We start from the raw sequence: 17,620 nt of genomic DNA on the forward strand, positions 1-17,620 counted from the left end.
AGAGTGTCCAGCTCCGCCGGGAAGTCGTCGTACGGGTCCGTACCGAACCGCAGACGGTAGTCCGTGACAGGCAGGCCCTCCGCCTGGAGCACCGACTGCAGCAGATGCCGCCGCCGTGCCTCGTCCTCGTCGACCCACCTGCCGTGCAGGGCGTGCGAGAAGTCCTCGGTGGCGGTGTAGTCGTCGATGATGCCGCGGATCTCCCGCATCGACACCGCGTAGTCGAAGGAGTAGTGCAGCCGCGAGGTGTACGAGCGCGCGCCGCAGCCCAGGCCGATCATGCCGTCGGTCTGGCACGCGTAGTCGTCCGGCCCCTGCGGCGGCGCGTCCGCACGCCGGAACATCCGCATCGACACCTGCTCGTACCCCTGGGAGAGCAGATGGTCGCGGCCCTCCCGGTAGCGGCGCAGCCGTTCCTCGTCCCACTGCCGGTCGGCCGTGAGGCGGTCGGTGTGGCGGCCGAGACCGGTGAGCGGACGTATGTAGAGGGGGTAGAGGTAGATCTCCTCGGGCCGCCAGGCCAGGGCCGCGTCGAGCGAGTACCGCCAACTGGCCGCCGTCTGGCCGTCGATACCGTAGATCAGGTCGATGTTCAGGACGGGGATCGCGGCCTCGCGGATGCGCGTCAGCGCCGCCTCGACGTCGCTTCTGCGCTGCGGGCGTACGGCCGCGCGGGACTCCTCCTCGACGAAGCTCTGCACACCGAGGCTCAGGCGTGTGGTGCCCCGTTCCGCCAGGACGGCCAGCCGGTCGGCGGTGGCGGTGGACGGGGAAGCCTCCACGGACAGCGGGACGGCCCGCAGGTCCACACCCATCTCCCGCTCGGCGATGTCGCACAGCCGCTCCAGCTCGGCGGCCTCCAGATAGGTCGGAGTCCCGCCGCCGAACGCCGCGTTGGCGAACCGCGGCGGCTCCTCGTCGCCCAGAGCCTCGCGCACGGCGGCGGCCTGGCGCCGCACGGCGTCCAGATAGCGGCCCGTCAGCCCGTCCGGCGCGCCGATGCGCGTGAAGAGGTTGCAGAAACCGCAGCGGATCTCGCAGAACGGGATGTGCAGATACAGCGAGAGCGCCTGCCGGGACTCCCCGGCCCACAGGTCAGCGAGCCGGGGCCGGGGAACGAGCGGCCGGTAGGCGGTCTTGTGCGGATAGGCGTACGTATAGCTCTGGTACGGGCGGGGCAGCGCGAGGGCGGTGTCCGTGGAGGTGCCCATGGAGGTGGAGGTCATGCGGGCGGCTCCAGGAAGAAGTGGCCGTAGGGCACGGTCCACACGGATTCGTGGCCGAGGCGGTGGCCGGTGTAGCCGTCGTCCCCGTAGGCGGTGCCGTGGTCGGAGCAGACGATCGCGAAGCAGCGGCGGCGCGAACTCATCGCGCTGAACAGCCGCCCCACATGACGGTCGATGTACTCCAGCGCCGCGGCGTGGGTGACGCGGCTGTCGCCCGCCTCCCGGGTCGCGCCGGGAAGGTGGAACCAGTTCGGCTGGTGCAGCGCGGAGGCGTTCAGGAAGAGGAACAGCTTCTGATCCGGCGGCAGTTCGGCGACCGTCTTCTCGGCCCGCGCCACCTGCGCCTCGAAGGAGGTCGGCGAGGCCACGGAGAACTCGGGCTCCCAGTGGCTCTCCTGGAAGTAGCCGGGCAGTACGTCGCCCAGGGCGCCCTGCTTGTTGAAGAAGCCGACCCCGCCGATGCACACCGTGCGGTAGCCGCGCGCGGCCAGGGCGGACACGATGTCCGGGGTCTCGAAGACGAACGTGCCGTCCGCCGTCGTCTCGCTGCCCGCGAACCGGGCCGCGAACAGACGTGGATGCGGTCCCGGCCCGGCGGGCGTGGGGAGGAAACCGGCGAACATCGCCTGGTGCGAGGCGTAGGTGAAGTTCCCCGGCGCGTGCCGCTTCTCCCAGACGCCGCCCGGGAGATGGGCGGTGAGGTGGGGCAGCCGGCCGGCCGCCGCAAGCTCGACCGCCACGTCGTGCCGCAGCGTGTCCAGGGTGAGGAGGAGCAGATCGTCCCGGCCCACGACCTCGTTCATGTCCGGTGTGGTGGTGGACGCGACGGGCGGGGCGTCGGTGCGGTCGCCCGAGGGCGGTACGGGGTCAGGCTGGGGCATGGGCTGTCCTTGGCAGGTCGTGCGGGGCAGCGGGCGGGCCGGGCTCCCCGGTCGGTGCGGTGGGAGCGGGGAGCGGGCCGCGGCTGAAGGAGCCCGCCGCGGCGATCTGCGCGGCATACGTGTCCTGGCCCTCCGCCCCGCTGCCCGGCAGGCCGGTGAGGCGGGGGAGCAGGTCGCCGAAGGCGTTGACCTCGCCGACGGCGAAGCGGCGCCAGCCGAGGGCGGGCAGCAGATCGACGCCGACACACAGCGTGCCCGGGAAGCAGGCGGCCGCGCGCTCGCTCACCTCGACGGCCGTGGCCCACCGGTCACCCGCCAGCGCGCGCACGGCCGCCAGATCGCCCCGCGCCCCGCCGAGATGGAGATTGGTCAGCGGCGAACGGCTGGTGCGGACCACGGCGTGGGTGGCCCGGCCGGCCACCACCACGATGCGCAGATCGGCCGACCGGCCGCCGAGAGAGGCCTTCGGCAGCCACCGTTCGACATGCAGCCCGTCGGGGGCCAGGGTGTCGACGATCGCGGCGATCTCCGGCTCCGACGTGTAGCGGCGCACCCGCAGCGAGTTGTACAGACGACCGTCCTCGGCGCGCTCCACCGAGGTCGTCGCACGGATCCGGCCCGAAGCGGTCGTCTCGACGGCGAGGACACCCGAGGCGGACGAGCCGTGGGCGAGCTTGACGAAGGCGCGCCGCATGCCCGCCGCCGCCATCGAGTCCCGTACGTCCGACCACCCCCGGACCGGCGCGAGGCCGGCACCGGATGTGGGAGACGGCGGCACCGGCACGTCCGCGCGCGCGAGCCGGTCGTGGCACAGCCGCTTGTCGAACAGCACGGCCAGCTCCGCCGGGTCGTCGAGCCGTACTCCACCGCGCAGCGACGCCACGCAGTCCAGGAACCGCGCGTACCACCGCGCGGAACCCTCCACCCGCGTCGGATCGTCCACGCCCCGCAGCAGGGCGTCCACGTCGGCGCGCTCACCCGGGGAGTCCAGACGGACGATCTCGTCGTCGGCGAAGGCGTGTCCGCCGGCGCGCAGGACGTCGAGCCACTCGACCACCCGGGGTGTGCCGTGACCGGCGGCCTCGGCGGCAGCGGTGAACAGCCCCACCCTGCGGTTGTCCCCGTTGGCGACGACCACCCACTTCGGCGGTGCGTCCGCCGATCCCCTACGGCCCATGCCGTTCCCCCTCCCTGGTCCTGGTCCTGACGTCGCGGCGCGCTACTCGCCCACCGCGACGAAACGCCAGACCTCGCCGTCGTCGTCCTCGTCGTCCTCGGCGTCCTCCTTGTCGGTGTCGACGAGCACACCCGCGGGTTCGAGGGTCTCCAGCAGCCGGGCGCTCAGGGCGGAGCTGAGGTAGTTGTGGTGGAGGTCGAGCTTCTTCAGGTGCGTCAACGGCTGGCCGGTCAGCAGCGCCGTCGCGCCGTCGTCGGTGAGCACGCCCATCGAGACGTCCAGTTCCTCCAGGCGCGCCACCACGGGGGCGGACGCGAGGGCGGAGCAGATGGCGTCCTGGATCTCGCTGTTGTGCAGGGCGAGCCGCTTGAGGGCGGGCAGCCGGGTGCCCGCGAAGAACGGTTCGAGGTCGGCGATGTCGCAGTCCCCGCCGTACTCGGATGTGCCCAGCCACAGGTCGAGTTCGACGAGGGCGGGCAGGTCGCTCGCGGCGATGCCGCGCACCACTTCGACGGGCAGCCCGCCGCTCTCGACGGTCAGCTTCCGCAGCCGCTCGTGACGGGTGCCGGGGAAGACCAGGCCGTTGCCGCCGCGGACCCCGAACTCCTCCAGCCCGGGAAAGGCTTCGAGGAGCGGCCCCATGTCGCCCTGCGTGATCCAGGAGATCTCGGCCTCCTCCATCACGATGTCGCCGACGAACAGCGCGCGCAGCGAGGGCAGTTGTGCGCGGGCCGCCACCAGCGCCTCGACCACCTCGTCGGGGGCGGAGTCGTACACGTCGCTCCACGCGCCCACCACGATCGCCCGCACCCGCTCGGTGTCGACGGCCGCCACGAAGCGGCCGAAGGCCTCCTCCCACTGCTCGTCGGAGTCGTACGAATTCACCGCGATGCGCCAGGCCACGGACTCGGGCGACGGAAGCGAGGACGCGTCCGGCTTCGGCTCGTCGACGCCAGGGAAGGTGAAGGCCGGCAGCCCGTGGAACTCCTGGAAGTGGTCACCGATGGTCATGCGCGCCTGCTCCTTGGTGCTGAGGTCGGTGGATCGGCAGTCGTCGGTCCTGAACCCGGCGCGCGCCGACCGCGTCCAGGTACCGGAGTTCTACCAAGTCCCACTGACATCGCGTGGATCAGGGGTCCTCCTGCGACGCCTCCCGTCCCGCACAGGCTGTGTGACCTGCGGTCGAGGGCGATTGTCAGTGGTCGCCCCTACGGTCCTTCCCATGGCACACGGTGTGCCGCAGCGGGAGGAGACCCATGTACCGGCAAGGTGACGTCCTGATCGTGGCGCTGGCGGAGAGCGCGGTGCCGGAGCACGCGGCCGACGCGCCGTCCGAACCACGCGACGGCCGCGGCAGGCTCGTCCTGGCACTCGGCGAAGTCACCGGTCACGCCCATGCGGTGGTCGGTCCCGGGCGGCTGGTCCGCGAGGCCGGTCTGTTCGGGCCGATGCTGCTGCACGTGCCCGACGGCGCCCGCGTCGTCCACGAGGAACACGCGGCGATCTCCCTCCCGAAAGGCTGGTACCGGGTGATCCGGCAGCGGGAGTACGTGCCGGGCTCGGTGCGCATAGTCGCCGACTGACGACTGACGACTGACGACTGACGACTGACGACGACTTACGACCGACGCCCGACACACGGCGGACGCGCGGAGAGCGAGACACCGGAACAGCGGGACACAGGAACAGCGGGACGCAGGACAGCGCTACGCAGGACCGGGCGGCACGAGGGTGCCGCCCGTCGACAGGGTGCCAGGGGAGAGGAACGGCGTTGATGGAGCAGGGCAGTTGGCGGGCGACGGCGGCGGCGACGGGGCCGGGGGACCGGGCGGCGGCCGAGGAGGGCGTACGACTCGCCTACCGGCGGGCAGGGCTGGCCGAACCGGAGCGGATCGTCTGGACACGCTCCCCTCGTGAGGCGGTACGGACGCTCATGGCGGCGGCCCGTCCGGACGCCCCGGAGCCGGACACCCTCGGGGCGAGCGTCCGCGACGCGGTGCTGGCTGCCCCCTGGGCCGCCGAGCGGGCAAGGCTGCACGCGAAGCTGGGTCCGGAGAGATGGAGCGGTCACTGGCGTGCCACGGGAGCGGGCCTGTGGGAGTCGACCCGCACCCTGGTCGACCGGGTGCGGGCGGGCGTCGTCGACGAACTCGCCGACGACCGGGGCGAGGAGACACAGGTCCGCCTGCTTCTGCTGGACGCGGCACTGGGACAGCACGACGCGGCCTGGCTGTGCGCGTTCGACTCCGGGGACGAGGGCCCTCTGGACGGTCTGGCCGCGGTGGCGCGCCACGCGGGCTGGTGGTGGCCCTACGAGAAGGTGGCGGTCGTCAGTGAACGCCCCGTGACGCTGCACCGCGACGAAGCCGGCCGCCTGGACCGCGGTGACGGCCCGGCACTGGGGTACGCGGACGGGTTCGAGCTGTACGCGTGGCGCGGGATGCCCGTGCCACGCGACTTCCTCGACGAGCTGACCAGACTGACACCGGAGCGGATCCGCGGCGAGGAGAACGCCGAACTGCGCCGCGTGATGCTGGAGCACTACGGCTACGACCGCTATCTGGACGAGTCCGGCGCGGTTCCCGTCCACCGCGACGAGACGGGCGTGCTCTGGCGGGTCCAACTCGTCGGTGACGAGGACGTGGTGATGGTCGAGGTCGTCAACTCCACCCCGGAGCCGGACGGTACGAGCCGCACCTACTGGCTGCGGGTGCCGCCGACGACCCGTACGGCCCGCGAGGGTGTGGCCTGGACGTTCGGCGTCGGCGCGGAGGCGTACCAGCCGCTGCAGCAGACGTAGGAACGCGCGCGGGGGAGGGGTGTCGCGCGGGGGAGGGGCGTCAGGGAGCCGGTGGTGAGTCGTCGGGGTCGTGCTCAAGTCCGATGTCGACGGCGACGGGGAGGTGGTCGCTGCCGGTGGCGGGCAGGGTCCGCACGTTCGACACGGTGGCCGAGCGGGCCAGGACCTGGTCGATCCGCGACACAGGGAAGGAGGCGGGCCAGCTGAAGGCGAAGGCCTGCCTTGCCGAGTCCGTCCGGTCCATCCGTGAGGTCACCGGATCCAGACCCCGGTCGTCCAGGGTGCTGTTGAGGTCACCGAGCAGGATCACCCTGTCCAGTTTCTCGGCGGCGAGGGCCGCTCCCAGCAGCCGGGCGCTCTCGTCCCGCGGACCGGAACCGAGACCGCTCCGGCCGAGGCGGACCGAGGGCAGATGGGCGACGTACACCGCGATGTCGCCCCACGGAGTGCGCGCCGTGGACCGCAGTCCGCGGCTCCAGCCCTCCTCGAACGACGCCGGCCTGATGTCCACCCGGCGCGTGTCCGACAGGGGATGCCTCGACCACAGCCCGACCGTTCCCTCGACCGCGTGGTGGGGGTAGTCCGGTGCCAGGGCCTTCTCGTAGGCCGGCAGTGCGGCAGGCGTCAGCTCTTCCAGGGCGACGAGATCCGGTGCGGCCTCGATCAGAGCCGCGGCCGTACCCGCGGGATCGGTGTTCACGTCACTGACGTTGTGCTGGACCGCCGTGAGGTCGTGTGCGCCGCGGTCCTGCGGCAGGAGCCGTCCGCCGAAGGACTGGCCCCATACGGCCACGGGCAGCAGCAAAGCCACCAGCGCGGTCGCCGAGCGGCGCAGCAACGCGAGCACCAGCAACAGCGGTACGGCCAGGCCGAGCCAGGGCAGAAAGGTCTCCAGCAGACTGCCGAGGCGGCCCACCGTGTTGGGCACCACCGAGTGGAAGGCGAGCAGGGCGGCGGTCAGTACGGCGAGCGACGCGAGTACACGGCCACGGGCCCAGGCCGACCGGCCGTCCGCGTCCTGGCCCCACGGCCGCCCCGGGAGCTGCCGCCAGGACAGCCGACGACGCCATCGGCCGGGCGCCGCGGCCTTCGTACTCGTCGTACTCGTCGCCGCGCTGCCGTCCGCCGTGCGCTCCACCAAGCCCCACCCGTATCCGTCCCGGGATCCCGCACGCGCTCCGGAACCGTTGCCGCGCCGCATGAACCCGACGTCGTGAACCCCACGCCATGAACTGCACGTCATGAACCCCACGTCGTGAACACGATGTGGTGCACATGGCGTGTCTGTAACGACGCTCGGCACGGTGATCAGGTTCCGGCAGTGCTTTCCTCCGCACCGGGGGACCGGACGGCCGCACGCCGACAGGCCCGCCGGAGCAGAAGCTCCGACGGGCCTGTGAGCAGGTGCCCTCGCGGCGTCCCGTCTCAGAGACGACCGCCGCTGAGACGGGAAAGCGGGCCTCGCTGCCGCAGACCGACACGCCGGCCCACGGCGTAGGAGGAGAGGACCACAGCCGCGGTCCCCGCGCCGACGCCGGCGGCCACGATCTTCCTGGCCTTCAGGAGGGTCCAGACAAGGCCGGCCTTCCCGACCGTCTGCTGAGCGGCCGTGGAAACACCGCCCTGCACCGTCCTGGCCGTCTCCTTGGCCTTCTGCGACGCGACTCCGCCGAGGTTCACCAGGGCTTCCCTGCTGCCACGGCCGACGGCCCCGGCAGCTTCCCCGGCGTTCTTCACCGCCTCGGTGGCGGCCTTCTGTGACTCCTTCGCGGGCGCCGTGGCACCTTCGGTCACGGTGGTCTTCGCCGCTCGCGCATGCGCGGTGGGCGACTGTCCGTTCGTGGTTTTGTTGTTCGCTCCAGCCATGAACACCGGGTATCCGGCTCTGCGTTCGGCAAACGGGAATTGTTTTCTACGCCTTCACGGCCTTCACGCCTGCCCCTCGCACGCGTGTGCAGAGCGGGCCCGGAATGCTGATAGACTCGATCTTGAGCGAGCCGCCAAGTGCGGGCGCGTCTCGCGTCGGTGGTCCAAGGAAAGACGCCCCGCTTCCTGCGGGGAAATGCAGGTGCAAGGCCTGCCCGGCGCTCAACAAGACCCCACCCGAAGAACATCGGGTGGGGTCTTTGCGTCGGCCGGGACGGGCCGCCTCATCGAGGTCAGCGTCGTCCGCGCAGCTTGCCCAGCAGCCGCTGGGCCTGGGCACGGCGGCGCGGGTCGGCGGAGGCGCGGCGTGCCTGCTCGATGGTGCGCCGTCCCTGCGGGCTCCGGGCGAACTGCTTGATCTTGTTCATGATGCCTGCCATGGCTCTACTCCTGGGCCGGGGGCGGTGGTGCGGTCCGTGCACAGCTCCGTATACCCCGCCACGGCGGGACCCAACGGCGGCCGGCCCGCGCTCTTGCCCGGAACCCGGTGGAGACAGCCTGGTGGGACCCCTGGGTCACAGGGCGAAGGTGTCCGTGAGGTGCACGGCGTAACCGTCGTCCTCCATGAGGAGAACGGTGACGCCGAAGGGGGAGGGGTGGTCGAGATCGAGGGGGGTGAAGGAGTAGGTGAGGGCGGCCTGGAGCGGCGGGGCCAGCTCGCCACCGGGCTGCGGGGCAGGTGCGGCGAGCCACCGGGGCTCGACCGCGTCCGCGACCTCGGGCGTGGACTCCTCGCCCGAGGACTCCTCGGGCGTGGACTCCACGGGCTCGTGCGTGCAAGGGAATTGATGCAGGACGTGGCCGTCCTTCGTGGCGTGCACCACATTCAGGCAGGGCGCCGGGCCGATGACCGGAAGGCCGCATTCGGCCGCGACGTTCTCGGTGTCCCAGGCGAGCACGACCTCGTCCGCGCCCGCCGCCGCGGCGACGTTCGAGAGCTCGACGATCGCGGTCATGGCGTCCTCGCCGGTCTCGGCCGGACGCAGCCAGACGAGCCCGACCAGTTCGCCGCGGACCAGCGGCATGATGACCGGTCGAGGCGCCCTCCCCTGAGCCAGATCCGCGGTGTACGCGTTCTTCATCGATGCGACCAGTGCGTCCCACGTCTGCGTGTCCACGGAATTCCCCTCACCAACAGCCTGTTCACGAGCGACGCAGAGCCTGTCACGGCGGCCGGGTCCCGCGCCAGCGGCCCCGGCCGGGAGCACGCGGAGTACGGTCGGCCGGGGGTGGACTACTGGGCGGGCTGTTCGAGGTGGTCGGTGACGAGCTCGGCGAACTCGTCAGGGGTGGCCAGGCGGATGCCGAGGGTCTCGGCCTTGGCGCGCTTGGATCCGGCGCCCTCTCCCGCCACCACCAGGGTGGTCTTCTTGGAGACGCTGGAGGAGGAGCGGCCTCCGGCCCGTTCGACGAGTTCGTTCATCTGGTTGCGGCTGAGCTTCTCCAGTACGCCGGTCATCGCGCCGGTCACCACCACCGTCATCCCGGCCAGCGGCCCGCCGGCCGGCGCCGATCCCTCCGTACCCTCCGTACCCTCCGCACCCCCTGAACCGGCCGAGCCCCCGGCGTCCTGGGAACTGCTTGAGGCGTCCGTCGGCGCGCTCGGCAGAGTGGCACCCGGCTCGGTCATGTTCACCCCGGCGGCGACGAGCTTGTCGATGAGCGGGGCCAGCTCGGCCAGTTCGGAGACGATGGACGGCGCCTTCTCCGTCCCGATGCCCTCGACCTGCTGCATGGACGCGGCGTCGGCCGCGCGGATGTGGTCCATCGTGGCGAAGTGACGGGCGATGCGCCGGGACATCGACCGTCCCGTCCCCCGCACACCGAGGGCGCACAGCACCCGGGACAGCGGACGCCCCTTGGCCGTGGCGAGCGCCGTGAGGAGGTTGTCGGTGCTCGTCCCGCCCATCCGCTCCAGACTCAGGAGCTGGTCACGGGTGAGCGTGAACAGATCCGCGAGATCGGCCACCAGCTTCGCTTCGACGAGCTGGACGACACGGGTGTGACCGAGCCCCTCGATGTCGAGCTGATCGCGGCCGGCCGCGTACGAGAGGGAGGCGACCAGATGGCAGTTGCGGCCGTTCTCGCAGCGCCAGCGCTGCTCGCCGGTGTCGATGCCGCTCCCGCACCGCGGGCACACCTCGGGGAACACGATGGGCTGTTCGTCACCAGTGCGCAGATGGGCGACGGGGGCCTCGATACGGGGGATGACGTCACCGGCGCGGTGGACCATGACATGGTCGCCCAGACGCAGGTCGCGCCGGGTGATGTCGGCCGGGTTGTGCAGGGTGGCGTAGGTGATGGTGGCGCCGTCGATGACGACCGGTTCGAGGACGGCGCGCGGGGCGATGATGCCGGTGCGGCCGACGTTCCACTCGACCTCAAGGAGCCGGGTGATCTTCTCCACCGCAGGGAGCTTGTAGGCGATGGCCCAGCGCGGGGCGCGCGAACCGGATCCGGCGGCCTGCTGGTCGGCTGCCAGGTCCGCCTTGATGACGATCCCGTCGATGCCGAACGGCAGCGAGGCACGCAGCGCGGCGATCTCCTGCACCCGCGCCAGGACCTGCTCGGCCGTTTCGGCGGTGGTGCCGGGCACGGCGGTGCCCGCGGTGGTGTGCACTCCCAGTTCCGCGGCGCGGTCCATGAGTTCGCTGTGGGACAGCTCCTGCAGCCGCCCGGCCGACTCCGCGTCCGTGTCCGGCAGGGGCAGCAGACCGTAGCCGAAGAACGTCATCGGCACGGTGTAGGCACGCTCCTTGGCTCTCAGGGTGCCCGCCGAGGCGCCGCGCGGATTCGCGAAGGGCTGCCCGCCGTGTGCCGTGCGCACCTCGTTGGCGTGCTCGAACTGGGCCGTGGTCATGAGGACCTCACCGCGCACCTCCACCGTCACGGGCTCGGCCAGGACCTCCGGCAGGCCCTCGACGGTACCGATCGCGTGCGAGACGTCCTCCCCGGCCGTCCCGTCCCCACGGGTAATCAGCCGCTCCAGGCGTCCTGCGCTGTAACGCGCGGCGATCGCCAGGCCGTCGAGCTTCGGTTCGACGCTGAACCGCTCCACATCATGGCCGATGCGCCGGGCCAGCGACGCCGTCCAGGCCGTGAACTCCTCCGCCGAGAACACGTTGTCCAGACTCAGCATCGCCACCGTGTGCGGCACATCTCCGTCCACCGCGCCGCCGGCGACCTTCCCGCTCGGTGAGCCGGGCAGCACCTCGTCGGGATGCTCCGCCTCCCAGTCGGTGATGGCGCGCACGAGCCGGTCATAGGTGTCGTCGTCCATCGGCGAGGTGCCGCCCGTGTAGTAGGCGGCCGACGCCTTCACCGCGTCCTCGACGGCCTGTGCGTAGGCGACGGCATCCACGATCACTGCAACTGGTGAGGTCATGAGGGTCATCCTGCCTGCCACCACTGACAACGCCCCCGGACCGGGCTCCGGACACGGCGTGCTCCAATGGGGGATGACATCGTTCTGGACCGGTGAACGCGTACGACTGCGTGGTGTCGAGCCCGAGGACTGGACGGCGCTCATGCGCTTCGAGACGGACGAGGAGCGGCTGGGCGACCTGGTGCGGGCGCCCCGCTCCGCCGAGGGCCATCGTGCCCGGGCGAAGGAACTGGCGCTCGACGGGCCCGACGGCGACCGTTTCATCCTGGTCGTCGAAGCCCTCGACACGGGACAGCCGGTCGGTGTGGTCGGCTCGCACCACGCCGACGCGCGCGCGGGCTGGTTCGAGTACGGCATCTCCCTGGGCGCGGAGCACCGGCGCCGGGGATATGCGACGGAGGCCGCGACCCTGCTGCTGCGTTACATGTTCGCCGAGCGGCGCTTCCACAAGTGCCAGGCAAGGATCTTCGCGCACAACAAGGCGTCGCTGGCACTGCAACGCAGACTCGGTCTCGTCGAGGAGGGGCGTCTGCGCGACCAGGTGTACTTCGCCGGCCGGTATCACGACGTGGTCATGATGGGCGTACTCGACGACGAGTTCACCCGCCTGCACCCGGCCGGTCCCACGGGGACATGACCGGCCGCGGGGCAGGGCGCGGCGGGGAAGGTCAGTTGCCCGCCGCGGCGGGCTCGGCCTTGGCGCCGGCAGCGTCGGTGGCGGCGGTGTAGAAGACCGAGGACCCCTGCTTGTTGCGGTGGGCGCTGCTGCGGGCGACCAGGTTTTCGAGGGTGGTGCGCACGACGGTGGTCTTGATGGTGCGGTCCGGGTGGGCCGTGGTGAGCGCGGTGGTGATCTCGGCGGCGGAGCGCGGCTCGTTCTGCGCTTCGAGGTGGCCGCGGATCAGGTCGACGAGGCTCGGCTGAGCGGCTGTCTTCGGTGCCTTGGCCGCGGCCCCGCCGGTCTCGCTCTTCTTCGCCACGGTCTTCTTCGCGCCCGTGGCAGCCGTCTTCCTCGGCTTGACGGCCTTGGCCTCCTTGACCTGCGTGGCAGCCTTGGACCGCTTGGTGCCGGCGGAGGACTGACTCGGCACGGAGGGCTTGGCGGGGCTGGTCCCGGCGACGGGGCTCGCACCACCGAGCGCCTGGTGCATGTTCACCAGCACCGAGTGGTCGTGCTGCAGAGCCAGCAACTGTTCCTGCAGGGCCGCGATGTCCGTCGCGATGCGCTCCTGCTCTTTGCTGTTGCGCTCCAGGTCGTTGGTCACCTGTGCGATGTACTGCGAGGTGAGTTCTGTGGTGGAGATCTGGTTCTCAGACATGAGTGGAGCCTTTCTCGGTCCGCCGGCACAGGTGCGAAAGGGGATTGCACGTATGTGTGCGGGTGGAGAGCGGGATGGTGTCTGTCAGGGCTGGTCCGTCCGAAGGACTCAACTGGCGCTTTGCGCCAGTGTAGAGATACTACGCATGGGTGGAACCAGGTGTTCCTGGTGCATGCCTTGAGTTGACTAGTGAGGCAGCGAACCCGGTGCGCCGTCCCCGTACTCGGTCCACAGGTCGGTGTGCCAGTCCAGGTGCCGGACGAGGTCGTCGTCGACCGGCCGTGACGCGGGGGCACCCCGGCCGGGACGGGGCGACGGGGGAGTGCCCCGGGAGATGTTTCCGCTGACGGTCACGTTCTCCTCGACGCGCGGCCGGCGCAGTGACTCGTACAGGCCCAGCGCGGCCTCGGTGCCGGGGGCGTCGCGCAGGGACTTCGCGAGGACGACCGCGTCCTCCAGTGCCATCGAGGCACCCTGTCCGGTCGCGGGGGAGGCCGCGTGGGCCGCGTCGCCGATGGTGAGGACGCGGCCGGAGCGCCAAGGCGTACCGGTGGGGATCTCCGTGGCGTTGGTGACCATCAGGCGGTCGGTGGTGGCCGCGACGACACCCGCGGCAGGTGTGGTGTCCTTGCGCAGCAGCGGCAGCAGTTGCTCGCGCCAGTGGCCGGGTGTGCCGTGGGCGATCTCCTCGGCGGTCAGGGGTTCACCGGCCACCCGCGCGAACCAGTACGTCTCCCCGGCCGGCGAGACCGCGTAGCCGAAGGCCGTTCCGCTGCCCCGCACCATGGTGAGGCGCTCCCTCTCCCCGGCGTTCTCCTCGGCCAGGAGCGCGTCGTCGGTGTAGCCGTAGAAGACGCGCTGTCCCGCGTAACGGGGCTGCACGGCGGGGGCGAATCCCTGCCGTACAACGGAGTTGAGTCCGTCCGCCGCGACGAGCAGGTCACCGGTCGCGGTGCTGCCGTCGGTGAAGTGCGCGGTGACCGCGTCCGGGGTGTCCCGCACGGACGCGAGACGTGCTCCGTGCCGGATGCCGATGCCCCGGCGCGCGGCCTCCGCCTGCAGCGCGGCGGCGAGTTCGCCCCGGTGCAGGCACCGGTACCGCAGGAGCGGGTCGCCCGCCTCGCCGAGCGGCACATGGGCCACCGTGGCACCCGTGTCGTCGAGGACCCGCATCGACCGCAGGGGGAAACCGACCGAGGTGACCGCGGCGGAGGCGTCGAGCTGGGCGAGGGCGCGCATACCGTTGCTCGCGAGGGTGAGGAACGCCCCGATGTCCTCGGCCGAGTCGGGATGGGCCTCGTACACGGTGACGTCCGAACCCGCCTTGTGCAGAGCCAGCGCGGCGGCCGTGCCGGCGATCCCGCCACCGATGACAAGTGTGTGCACCACGTCGTATCCCCCACTCGTTCCTGTACGGACCTCTCGCACTGTATGCCCGCACCTCCCTGTGTGCCTCCCGCTGGGTGTGGGGGCCGTGGCACGCCGTTGACGGAAGGGGAATCCGGCCACCGACTTCGCACCTGCGTATGGGTGTGCGAGCCGCAAAACACTTGGACTCGGCGGGTGTTGTCACGGGACAATTGCAGTTCCGGCCCACCCGTACTCACCTCTGTTGTCGGCGTGCGCCGACGGCGATTCACCGGAGGAACGGGCGACGGGCCGTCCTACGACTGGTCGGGGGTGGGATGGGATCGTCTGAGACACGCAGGGTCCAACCGCGCAGGGGTGCGGTACTTCTGGCACTTCGGCACTACGGACGGGAGCTGGCCCGGTTACGGCTGTTCTCGGTACCGGCCATGCTGCTGCCCGCGCTGGGCAACATCGGCATCAACTACATCGCGCCGCTCATCGTCGCGAAACTCGTCGCCACGATCGCAACCGAAGGCGGCATCACCGTCACCGAGTCACTCCCGTACGTCCTCGGCTTCGCCGGGGTCCTGCTGCTCGGGGAAGCGCTGTGGCGCCTGGGCCTGCACTGCCTGAACCGGCTCGCCGCACGCGGCATCGAGAACCTGTACGTGATCGGCATGGACGAGCTGTTCGCCAAGGACGCGGCCTTCTTCCACGACAACTTCGCCGGATCGCTGACCAAGCGGGTGCTGAGCTTCGCCTCCCGGTTCGAGGAGTTCGTCGACACGCTGACGTTCCAGGTCGTGGGCCGCGTGGTGCCCCTCGCGTTCGGATCGGTGATCCTCTGGCGGTACGAACCGCTGCTGGTCGTCGGCCTGTTGACGATGCTCGTGCTGACCGCGCTGTGCGTGGTGCCGCTGATCCGCCGCCGCCAGGCACTGGTCGACCGGCGCGAGGAGGCCATCGCCCGGGTGTCGGGTCATGTCGCCGACAGCCTGATGAACATGGACACGGTGCGCGCGTTCGCGGCCGAGGAACGCGAGGCCGCCGAACACCGCTCCCGGGTCGCCGAGTCACGGAGGCTCACCCTGCGGGCGTGGGACTACGGCAACCTGCGCATCGACACACTGGTCGCCCCCATGTCCGTACTCACCAACGCGCTGGGCCTGTTGCTCGCGGTCGCCCTCGCGGGCAGCGGGCACGGGGTGGAGGCGGTCGTGGTGGCCTTCACGTACTACTCGAACGCGACACGGATCATGTTCGAGTTCAATCAGGTGTACCGCCGCCTGGAGAGTTCGATGACGGAGGCGGGTCAGTTCACCGAACTGCTGCTGTTGCCGCCGACCGTGCTGGACCCGGTGCCGCCCGAGCCGCTGCTGTCCCAGGCCGCCGACGTCCGCTTCGAGGAGGTGACCTTCGCCCACGCGGGGGCGGGGCCCCTCTTCCAGGGCCTCGAACTGGCGGTGCCCAGCGGCACGAAGATCGGTCTCGTCGGCAGGTCCGGCGGCGGCAAGACCACGCTCAGCAGGCTGCTGCTGAGGATGACGGACCTCGACGCCGGCCGGATCCTGATCGGCGGACAGGACATCAGCAGGCTGCGCCAGGCCGAGCTGCGCAGCCTCATCGCCTATGTGCCGCAGGATCCGGCGATGTTCCACCGCTCGCTGCGGGACAACATCGCCTTCGCGCGTCCGGACGCCACGGACCGGGAGATCAGGCGCGCGGCCGAGATCGCCCATGTCACGGAGTTCGCCGACGGCCTGCCGGACGGCTTCGACACCATGGTGGGCGAGCGCGGGGTGAAGCTGTCGGGCGGACAGCGTCAGCGGGTCGCGCTCGCCAGGGCGATCCTTCGTGACGCGCCGATCCTGCTGCTCGACGAGGCCACCAGCGCCCTGGACTCCGAGAGCGAGGTCCTGGTCCAGGAAGCGCTGTGGAGGCTCATGGAGGGGCGGACGGCGCTCGTGGTGGCGCACCGGCTGAGCACGGTCGCCACCATGGACCGGCTCGTCGTCCTCGACCGCGGACGCATCGTCGAACAGGGCACCCACCAGGAACTGCTCGCCTCGGCCGGCGCCTACGCCAAGCTCTGGCAGCACCAGTCGGGCGGCTTCCTCGACGACGGACCCACCCGGGCGACCGTGCACTGACCGCACTGACCGCACTGACCGCACTGACCGCACGCGATCCCTGCGGGTCGGTGCGGTCACTGCGCGCTCAGGTCTGTGTGCGGCGCACGCACTCCTTGACCACGTCACCCAGGCTCCCGGTCCGCTCCAGGACCTCGCGCTGCACCCGGGCGCCGTTGCCGTCACGCAGCAACTCCGTCACGGCCGTCCGCGCACGGCCGGTGTCACCGCTGTCGTCCAGGGCGGGACCGATGTGTTCCAGCAGTGCGCGGACCACGTCCGCGGCCGGTGCCGGGCGCATGGTCACCGGGTGCAGCAGTTCCTCCTCAAGCCCCGACCGTGCGGCCCGCCAGGCGGCCAGGCGCAGCAGCTCCACGGGGTGCGCCGCCGGGGCGACTCCCGCACGCCACTCGCGCGCCGCGGTCTCGACGAGGCCACGGGTGAGGGTGGCGAGCAGCGTCGCGGTGCTCGCCTCCAGGCAGACGTCCGACACCCGGATCTCGACGGTGGGATACCGCTCGGCGATCCGCGCGTCGTAATAGACCATGCCCCGGTCCTTCAGCACCCCCGTGGCGATCATGTCGTCGATCCGTCGGTGGTACGCGTCCGCCGTACCGAAGAGTTCCGTGGGGCCGGCCATCGGCCAGCGCATCCACACCCGGCTCCGGTAGCTGCTGTAGAGGCTGTCCTTGCCCTGCCAGAAGGGGGAGTTCGTGCTGAGCGCCGTCAGCACGGAGAGCCAGGGGCGGATGCGGTCGAGCACCGCGGCGCCCTCGTCGTCGGATTCCACCGACACATGGATGTGGCAGCCGCAGACGAGCTGCTCCTGTGCGGGCAGGCCGAATTCCTCGACCATCCACCGGTAGCGGGCGTTCGTACTGACCGACGGGCTGACCGGCAGGGGAGACGTGGCGAGCGCGACGACAGTGGCTCCGATGTCGCCCGCGACCCGCGCCGCCTCCTTGCGGCAGCGGACGATCTCCGCGCCGAGCTCGGTCATGTCCGCCTGCGGGGCGGTGGCGAATTCGAGCTGCTGGGTGTGCAGCTCCTTCTCGAACGTCTCCTCCGACGGATCGTCCCTCGCGGCGCGGGCGAGTACCGCGGCGGACAGGGCCTGTGGTTCTCCTGTCTCGGGATCGACCAGGAGAAGTTCTTCTTCCACTCCCACGGTACGCATGCGACAAAGCCTCTCATAAGGGTCGCCGGGGACGGCGACGCAGAATGCCGGGAAGGCGGAGGCCGACAACTCCCCCCGCGGTTCCGAATGCCCTGGAACAACGGGTGGACACCCGGTGGCCGGGAGGGTTTGCGCATACGCCGCGCGAGTGTGCGGCGCGGGCACGGAACAGGACGTCGGGCACGGAACAGGACGTCGGGCACGGAACAGGACGTCGGGGACGCACGGCGTCCCTGACATGGCTCGGCCC

At 71.1% G+C, this 17,620-nt stretch carries 16 protein-coding genes; 4 read left to right on the forward strand and 12 right to left on the reverse strand.

Annotation, left to right across the window (positions count from 1 at the left end; genetic code table 11):
- From ACFWGJ_RS28650 to ACFWGJ_RS28665, 4 genes are all read right to left on the reverse strand, one after another.
- Window positions 1-1,226 (reverse strand): STM4012 family radical SAM protein (locus ACFWGJ_RS28650; protein WP_387330234.1); only part of this gene is annotated, 1,226 nt, incomplete at its 3' end.
- On the reverse strand, window positions 1,223-2,029 hold the full coding sequence (locus ACFWGJ_RS28655; RefSeq protein ID WP_387330273.1) for an STM4013/SEN3800 family hydrolase: 807 nt from the start codon (window positions 2,027-2,029) through the stop codon (window positions 1,223-1,225). The genes ACFWGJ_RS28655 and ACFWGJ_RS28650, both read right to left, overlap by 4 nt.
- A 64-nt stretch (window positions 2,030-2,093) precedes the next feature.
- Complete coding sequence (locus ACFWGJ_RS28660; protein WP_387330237.1) at window positions 2,094-3,284, reverse strand: STM4014 family protein; 1,191 nt, start codon at window positions 3,282-3,284, stop codon at window positions 2,094-2,096.
- A 42-nt stretch (window positions 3,285-3,326) separates the two neighbouring features.
- Window positions 3,327-4,295 (reverse strand): STM4015 family protein, encoded by a 969-nt coding sequence (locus tag ACFWGJ_RS28665; protein ID WP_387330240.1) that lies wholly within the window; start codon window positions 4,293-4,295, stop codon window positions 3,327-3,329.
- A gap of 245 nt (window positions 4,296-4,540) precedes the next feature.
- Between ACFWGJ_RS28665 and ACFWGJ_RS28670 the strand changes: the two genes are divergently transcribed.
- Together ACFWGJ_RS28670 and ACFWGJ_RS28675 are read left to right on the forward strand one after the other, a co-directional pair.
- Window positions 4,541-4,867 carry a hypothetical protein gene (locus ACFWGJ_RS28670; protein WP_387330243.1) on the forward strand — a complete coding sequence of 109 codons (327 nt, stop codon included), beginning with the start codon at window positions 4,541-4,543 and terminating at the stop codon, window positions 4,865-4,867.
- Window positions 4,868-5,058: 191 nt separating this feature from the next.
- Window positions 5,059-6,084, forward strand: a complete 1,026-nt coding sequence (locus tag ACFWGJ_RS28675; RefSeq protein ID WP_387330246.1) for a DUF6745 domain-containing protein — start codon at window positions 5,059-5,061, stop codon at window positions 6,082-6,084.
- 40 nt (window positions 6,085-6,124) lie between these two features.
- Here ACFWGJ_RS28675 and ACFWGJ_RS28680 read toward each other — a convergent pair whose 3' ends face one another.
- The 5 genes from ACFWGJ_RS28680 to ligA form a co-directional block, all read right to left on the reverse strand.
- Entirely contained in the window at window positions 6,125-7,141 is a 1,017-nt protein-coding gene (locus tag ACFWGJ_RS28680) for an endonuclease/exonuclease/phosphatase family protein (protein WP_387330276.1), read from the reverse strand.
- A gap of 368 nt (window positions 7,142-7,509) precedes the next feature.
- Complete coding sequence (locus ACFWGJ_RS28685; RefSeq protein ID WP_387330249.1) at window positions 7,510-7,950, reverse strand: hypothetical protein; 441 nt, start codon at window positions 7,948-7,950, stop codon at window positions 7,510-7,512.
- A 293-nt stretch (window positions 7,951-8,243) separates the two neighbouring features.
- On the reverse strand, window positions 8,244-8,390 hold the full coding sequence (locus ACFWGJ_RS28690; RefSeq protein ID WP_189767551.1) for a hypothetical protein: 147 nt from the start codon (window positions 8,388-8,390) through the stop codon (window positions 8,244-8,246).
- A gap of 135 nt (window positions 8,391-8,525) precedes the next feature.
- Window positions 8,526-9,128, reverse strand: coding sequence for a hypothetical protein (locus ACFWGJ_RS28695; protein ID WP_387330252.1), 603 nt, complete (start codon window positions 9,126-9,128; stop codon window positions 8,526-8,528).
- A gap of 116 nt (window positions 9,129-9,244) precedes the next feature.
- The gene (gene ligA / locus ACFWGJ_RS28700) at window positions 9,245-11,395 is read right to left on the reverse strand and encodes an NAD-dependent DNA ligase LigA (RefSeq protein ID WP_387330255.1); all 2,151 of its coding nucleotides are present in this window, start codon (window positions 11,393-11,395) and stop codon (window positions 9,245-9,247) included.
- On the opposite strand from ligA, the gene ACFWGJ_RS28705 reads away from it, so the two are divergent.
- Window positions 11,394-12,032 (forward strand): GNAT family N-acetyltransferase, encoded by a 639-nt coding sequence (locus ACFWGJ_RS28705; RefSeq protein ID WP_387330258.1) that lies wholly within the window; start codon window positions 11,394-11,396, stop codon window positions 12,030-12,032. The genes ligA and ACFWGJ_RS28705 overlap by 2 nt on opposite strands.
- A 31-nt stretch (window positions 12,033-12,063) precedes the next feature.
- On the opposite strand, the gene ACFWGJ_RS28710 is transcribed toward ACFWGJ_RS28705, so the two are convergent.
- Both ACFWGJ_RS28710 and ACFWGJ_RS28715 read right to left on the reverse strand, forming a co-directional pair.
- Window positions 12,064-12,714 (reverse strand): hypothetical protein, encoded by a 651-nt coding sequence (locus tag ACFWGJ_RS28710; protein WP_387330261.1) that lies wholly within the window; start codon window positions 12,712-12,714, stop codon window positions 12,064-12,066.
- Window positions 12,715-12,900: 186 nt separating this feature from the next.
- Window positions 12,901-14,103 carry an FAD-dependent oxidoreductase gene (locus ACFWGJ_RS28715; protein ID WP_387330264.1) on the reverse strand — a complete coding sequence of 401 codons (1,203 nt, stop codon included), beginning with the start codon at window positions 14,101-14,103 and terminating at the stop codon, window positions 12,901-12,903.
- A gap of 296 nt (window positions 14,104-14,399) precedes the next feature.
- Here ACFWGJ_RS28715 and ACFWGJ_RS28720 point away from each other — a divergent pair, with 296 nt between their 5' ends.
- A complete protein-coding gene (locus tag ACFWGJ_RS28720; protein ID WP_387330267.1) occupies window positions 14,400-16,214 on the forward strand; it encodes an ABC transporter ATP-binding protein in 1,815 nt (604 codons plus the stop codon).
- A gap of 67 nt (window positions 16,215-16,281) precedes the next feature.
- Here the strand turns inward: ACFWGJ_RS28720 and ACFWGJ_RS28725 are convergent, their stop codons facing one another.
- Window positions 16,282-17,370: a glutamate--cysteine ligase gene (locus ACFWGJ_RS28725; RefSeq protein ID WP_387330270.1), complete on the reverse strand. Its 1,089-nt coding sequence runs from the start codon at window positions 17,368-17,370 to the stop codon at window positions 16,282-16,284.
- Window positions 17,371-17,620 lie beyond the last annotated feature (250 nt).

Source organism: Streptomyces sp. NPDC060205 (assembly GCF_042728395.1).
Taxonomy (GTDB): domain Bacteria; phylum Actinomycetota; class Actinomycetes; order Streptomycetales; family Streptomycetaceae; genus Streptomyces.

Excerpts from the sequence above, each read along its gene's own strand:
- ACFWGJ_RS28655 (WP_387330273.1), bottom strand. The coding sequence starts at position 2,029 with ATGAACGAGGTCGTGGGCCGGGACGATCTGCTCCTCCTCACCCTGGAC.
- ACFWGJ_RS28660 (WP_387330237.1), bottom strand. The coding sequence starts at position 3,284 with ATGGGCCGTAGGGGATCGGCGGACGCACCGCCGAAGTGGGTGGTCGTC.
- ACFWGJ_RS28665 (WP_387330240.1), bottom strand. The coding sequence starts at position 4,295 with ATGACCATCGGTGACCACTTCCAGGAGTTCCACGGGCTGCCGGCCTTC.
- ACFWGJ_RS28670 (WP_387330243.1), top strand. The coding sequence starts at position 4,541 with ATGTACCGGCAAGGTGACGTCCTGATCGTGGCGCTGGCGGAGAGCGCG.
- ACFWGJ_RS28675 (WP_387330246.1), top strand. The coding sequence starts at position 5,059 with ATGGAGCAGGGCAGTTGGCGGGCGACGGCGGCGGCGACGGGGCCGGGG.
- ACFWGJ_RS28685 (WP_387330249.1), bottom strand. The coding sequence starts at position 7,950 with ATGGCTGGAGCGAACAACAAAACCACGAACGGACAGTCGCCCACCGCG.
- ACFWGJ_RS28690 (WP_189767551.1), bottom strand. The coding sequence starts at position 8,390 with ATGGCAGGCATCATGAACAAGATCAAGCAGTTCGCCCGGAGCCCGCAG.
- ACFWGJ_RS28705 (WP_387330258.1), top strand. The coding sequence starts at position 11,394 with ATGAGGGTCATCCTGCCTGCCACCACTGACAACGCCCCCGGACCGGGC.
- ligA (WP_387330255.1), bottom strand. The coding sequence starts at position 11,395 with ATGACCTCACCAGTTGCAGTGATCGTGGATGCCGTCGCCTACGCACAG.
- ACFWGJ_RS28710 (WP_387330261.1), bottom strand. The coding sequence starts at position 12,714 with ATGTCTGAGAACCAGATCTCCACCACAGAACTCACCTCGCAGTACATC.
- ACFWGJ_RS28720 (WP_387330267.1), top strand. The coding sequence starts at position 14,400 with ATGGGATCGTCTGAGACACGCAGGGTCCAACCGCGCAGGGGTGCGGTA.
- ACFWGJ_RS28725 (WP_387330270.1), bottom strand. The coding sequence starts at position 17,370 with ATGCGTACCGTGGGAGTGGAAGAAGAACTTCTCCTGGTCGATCCCGAG.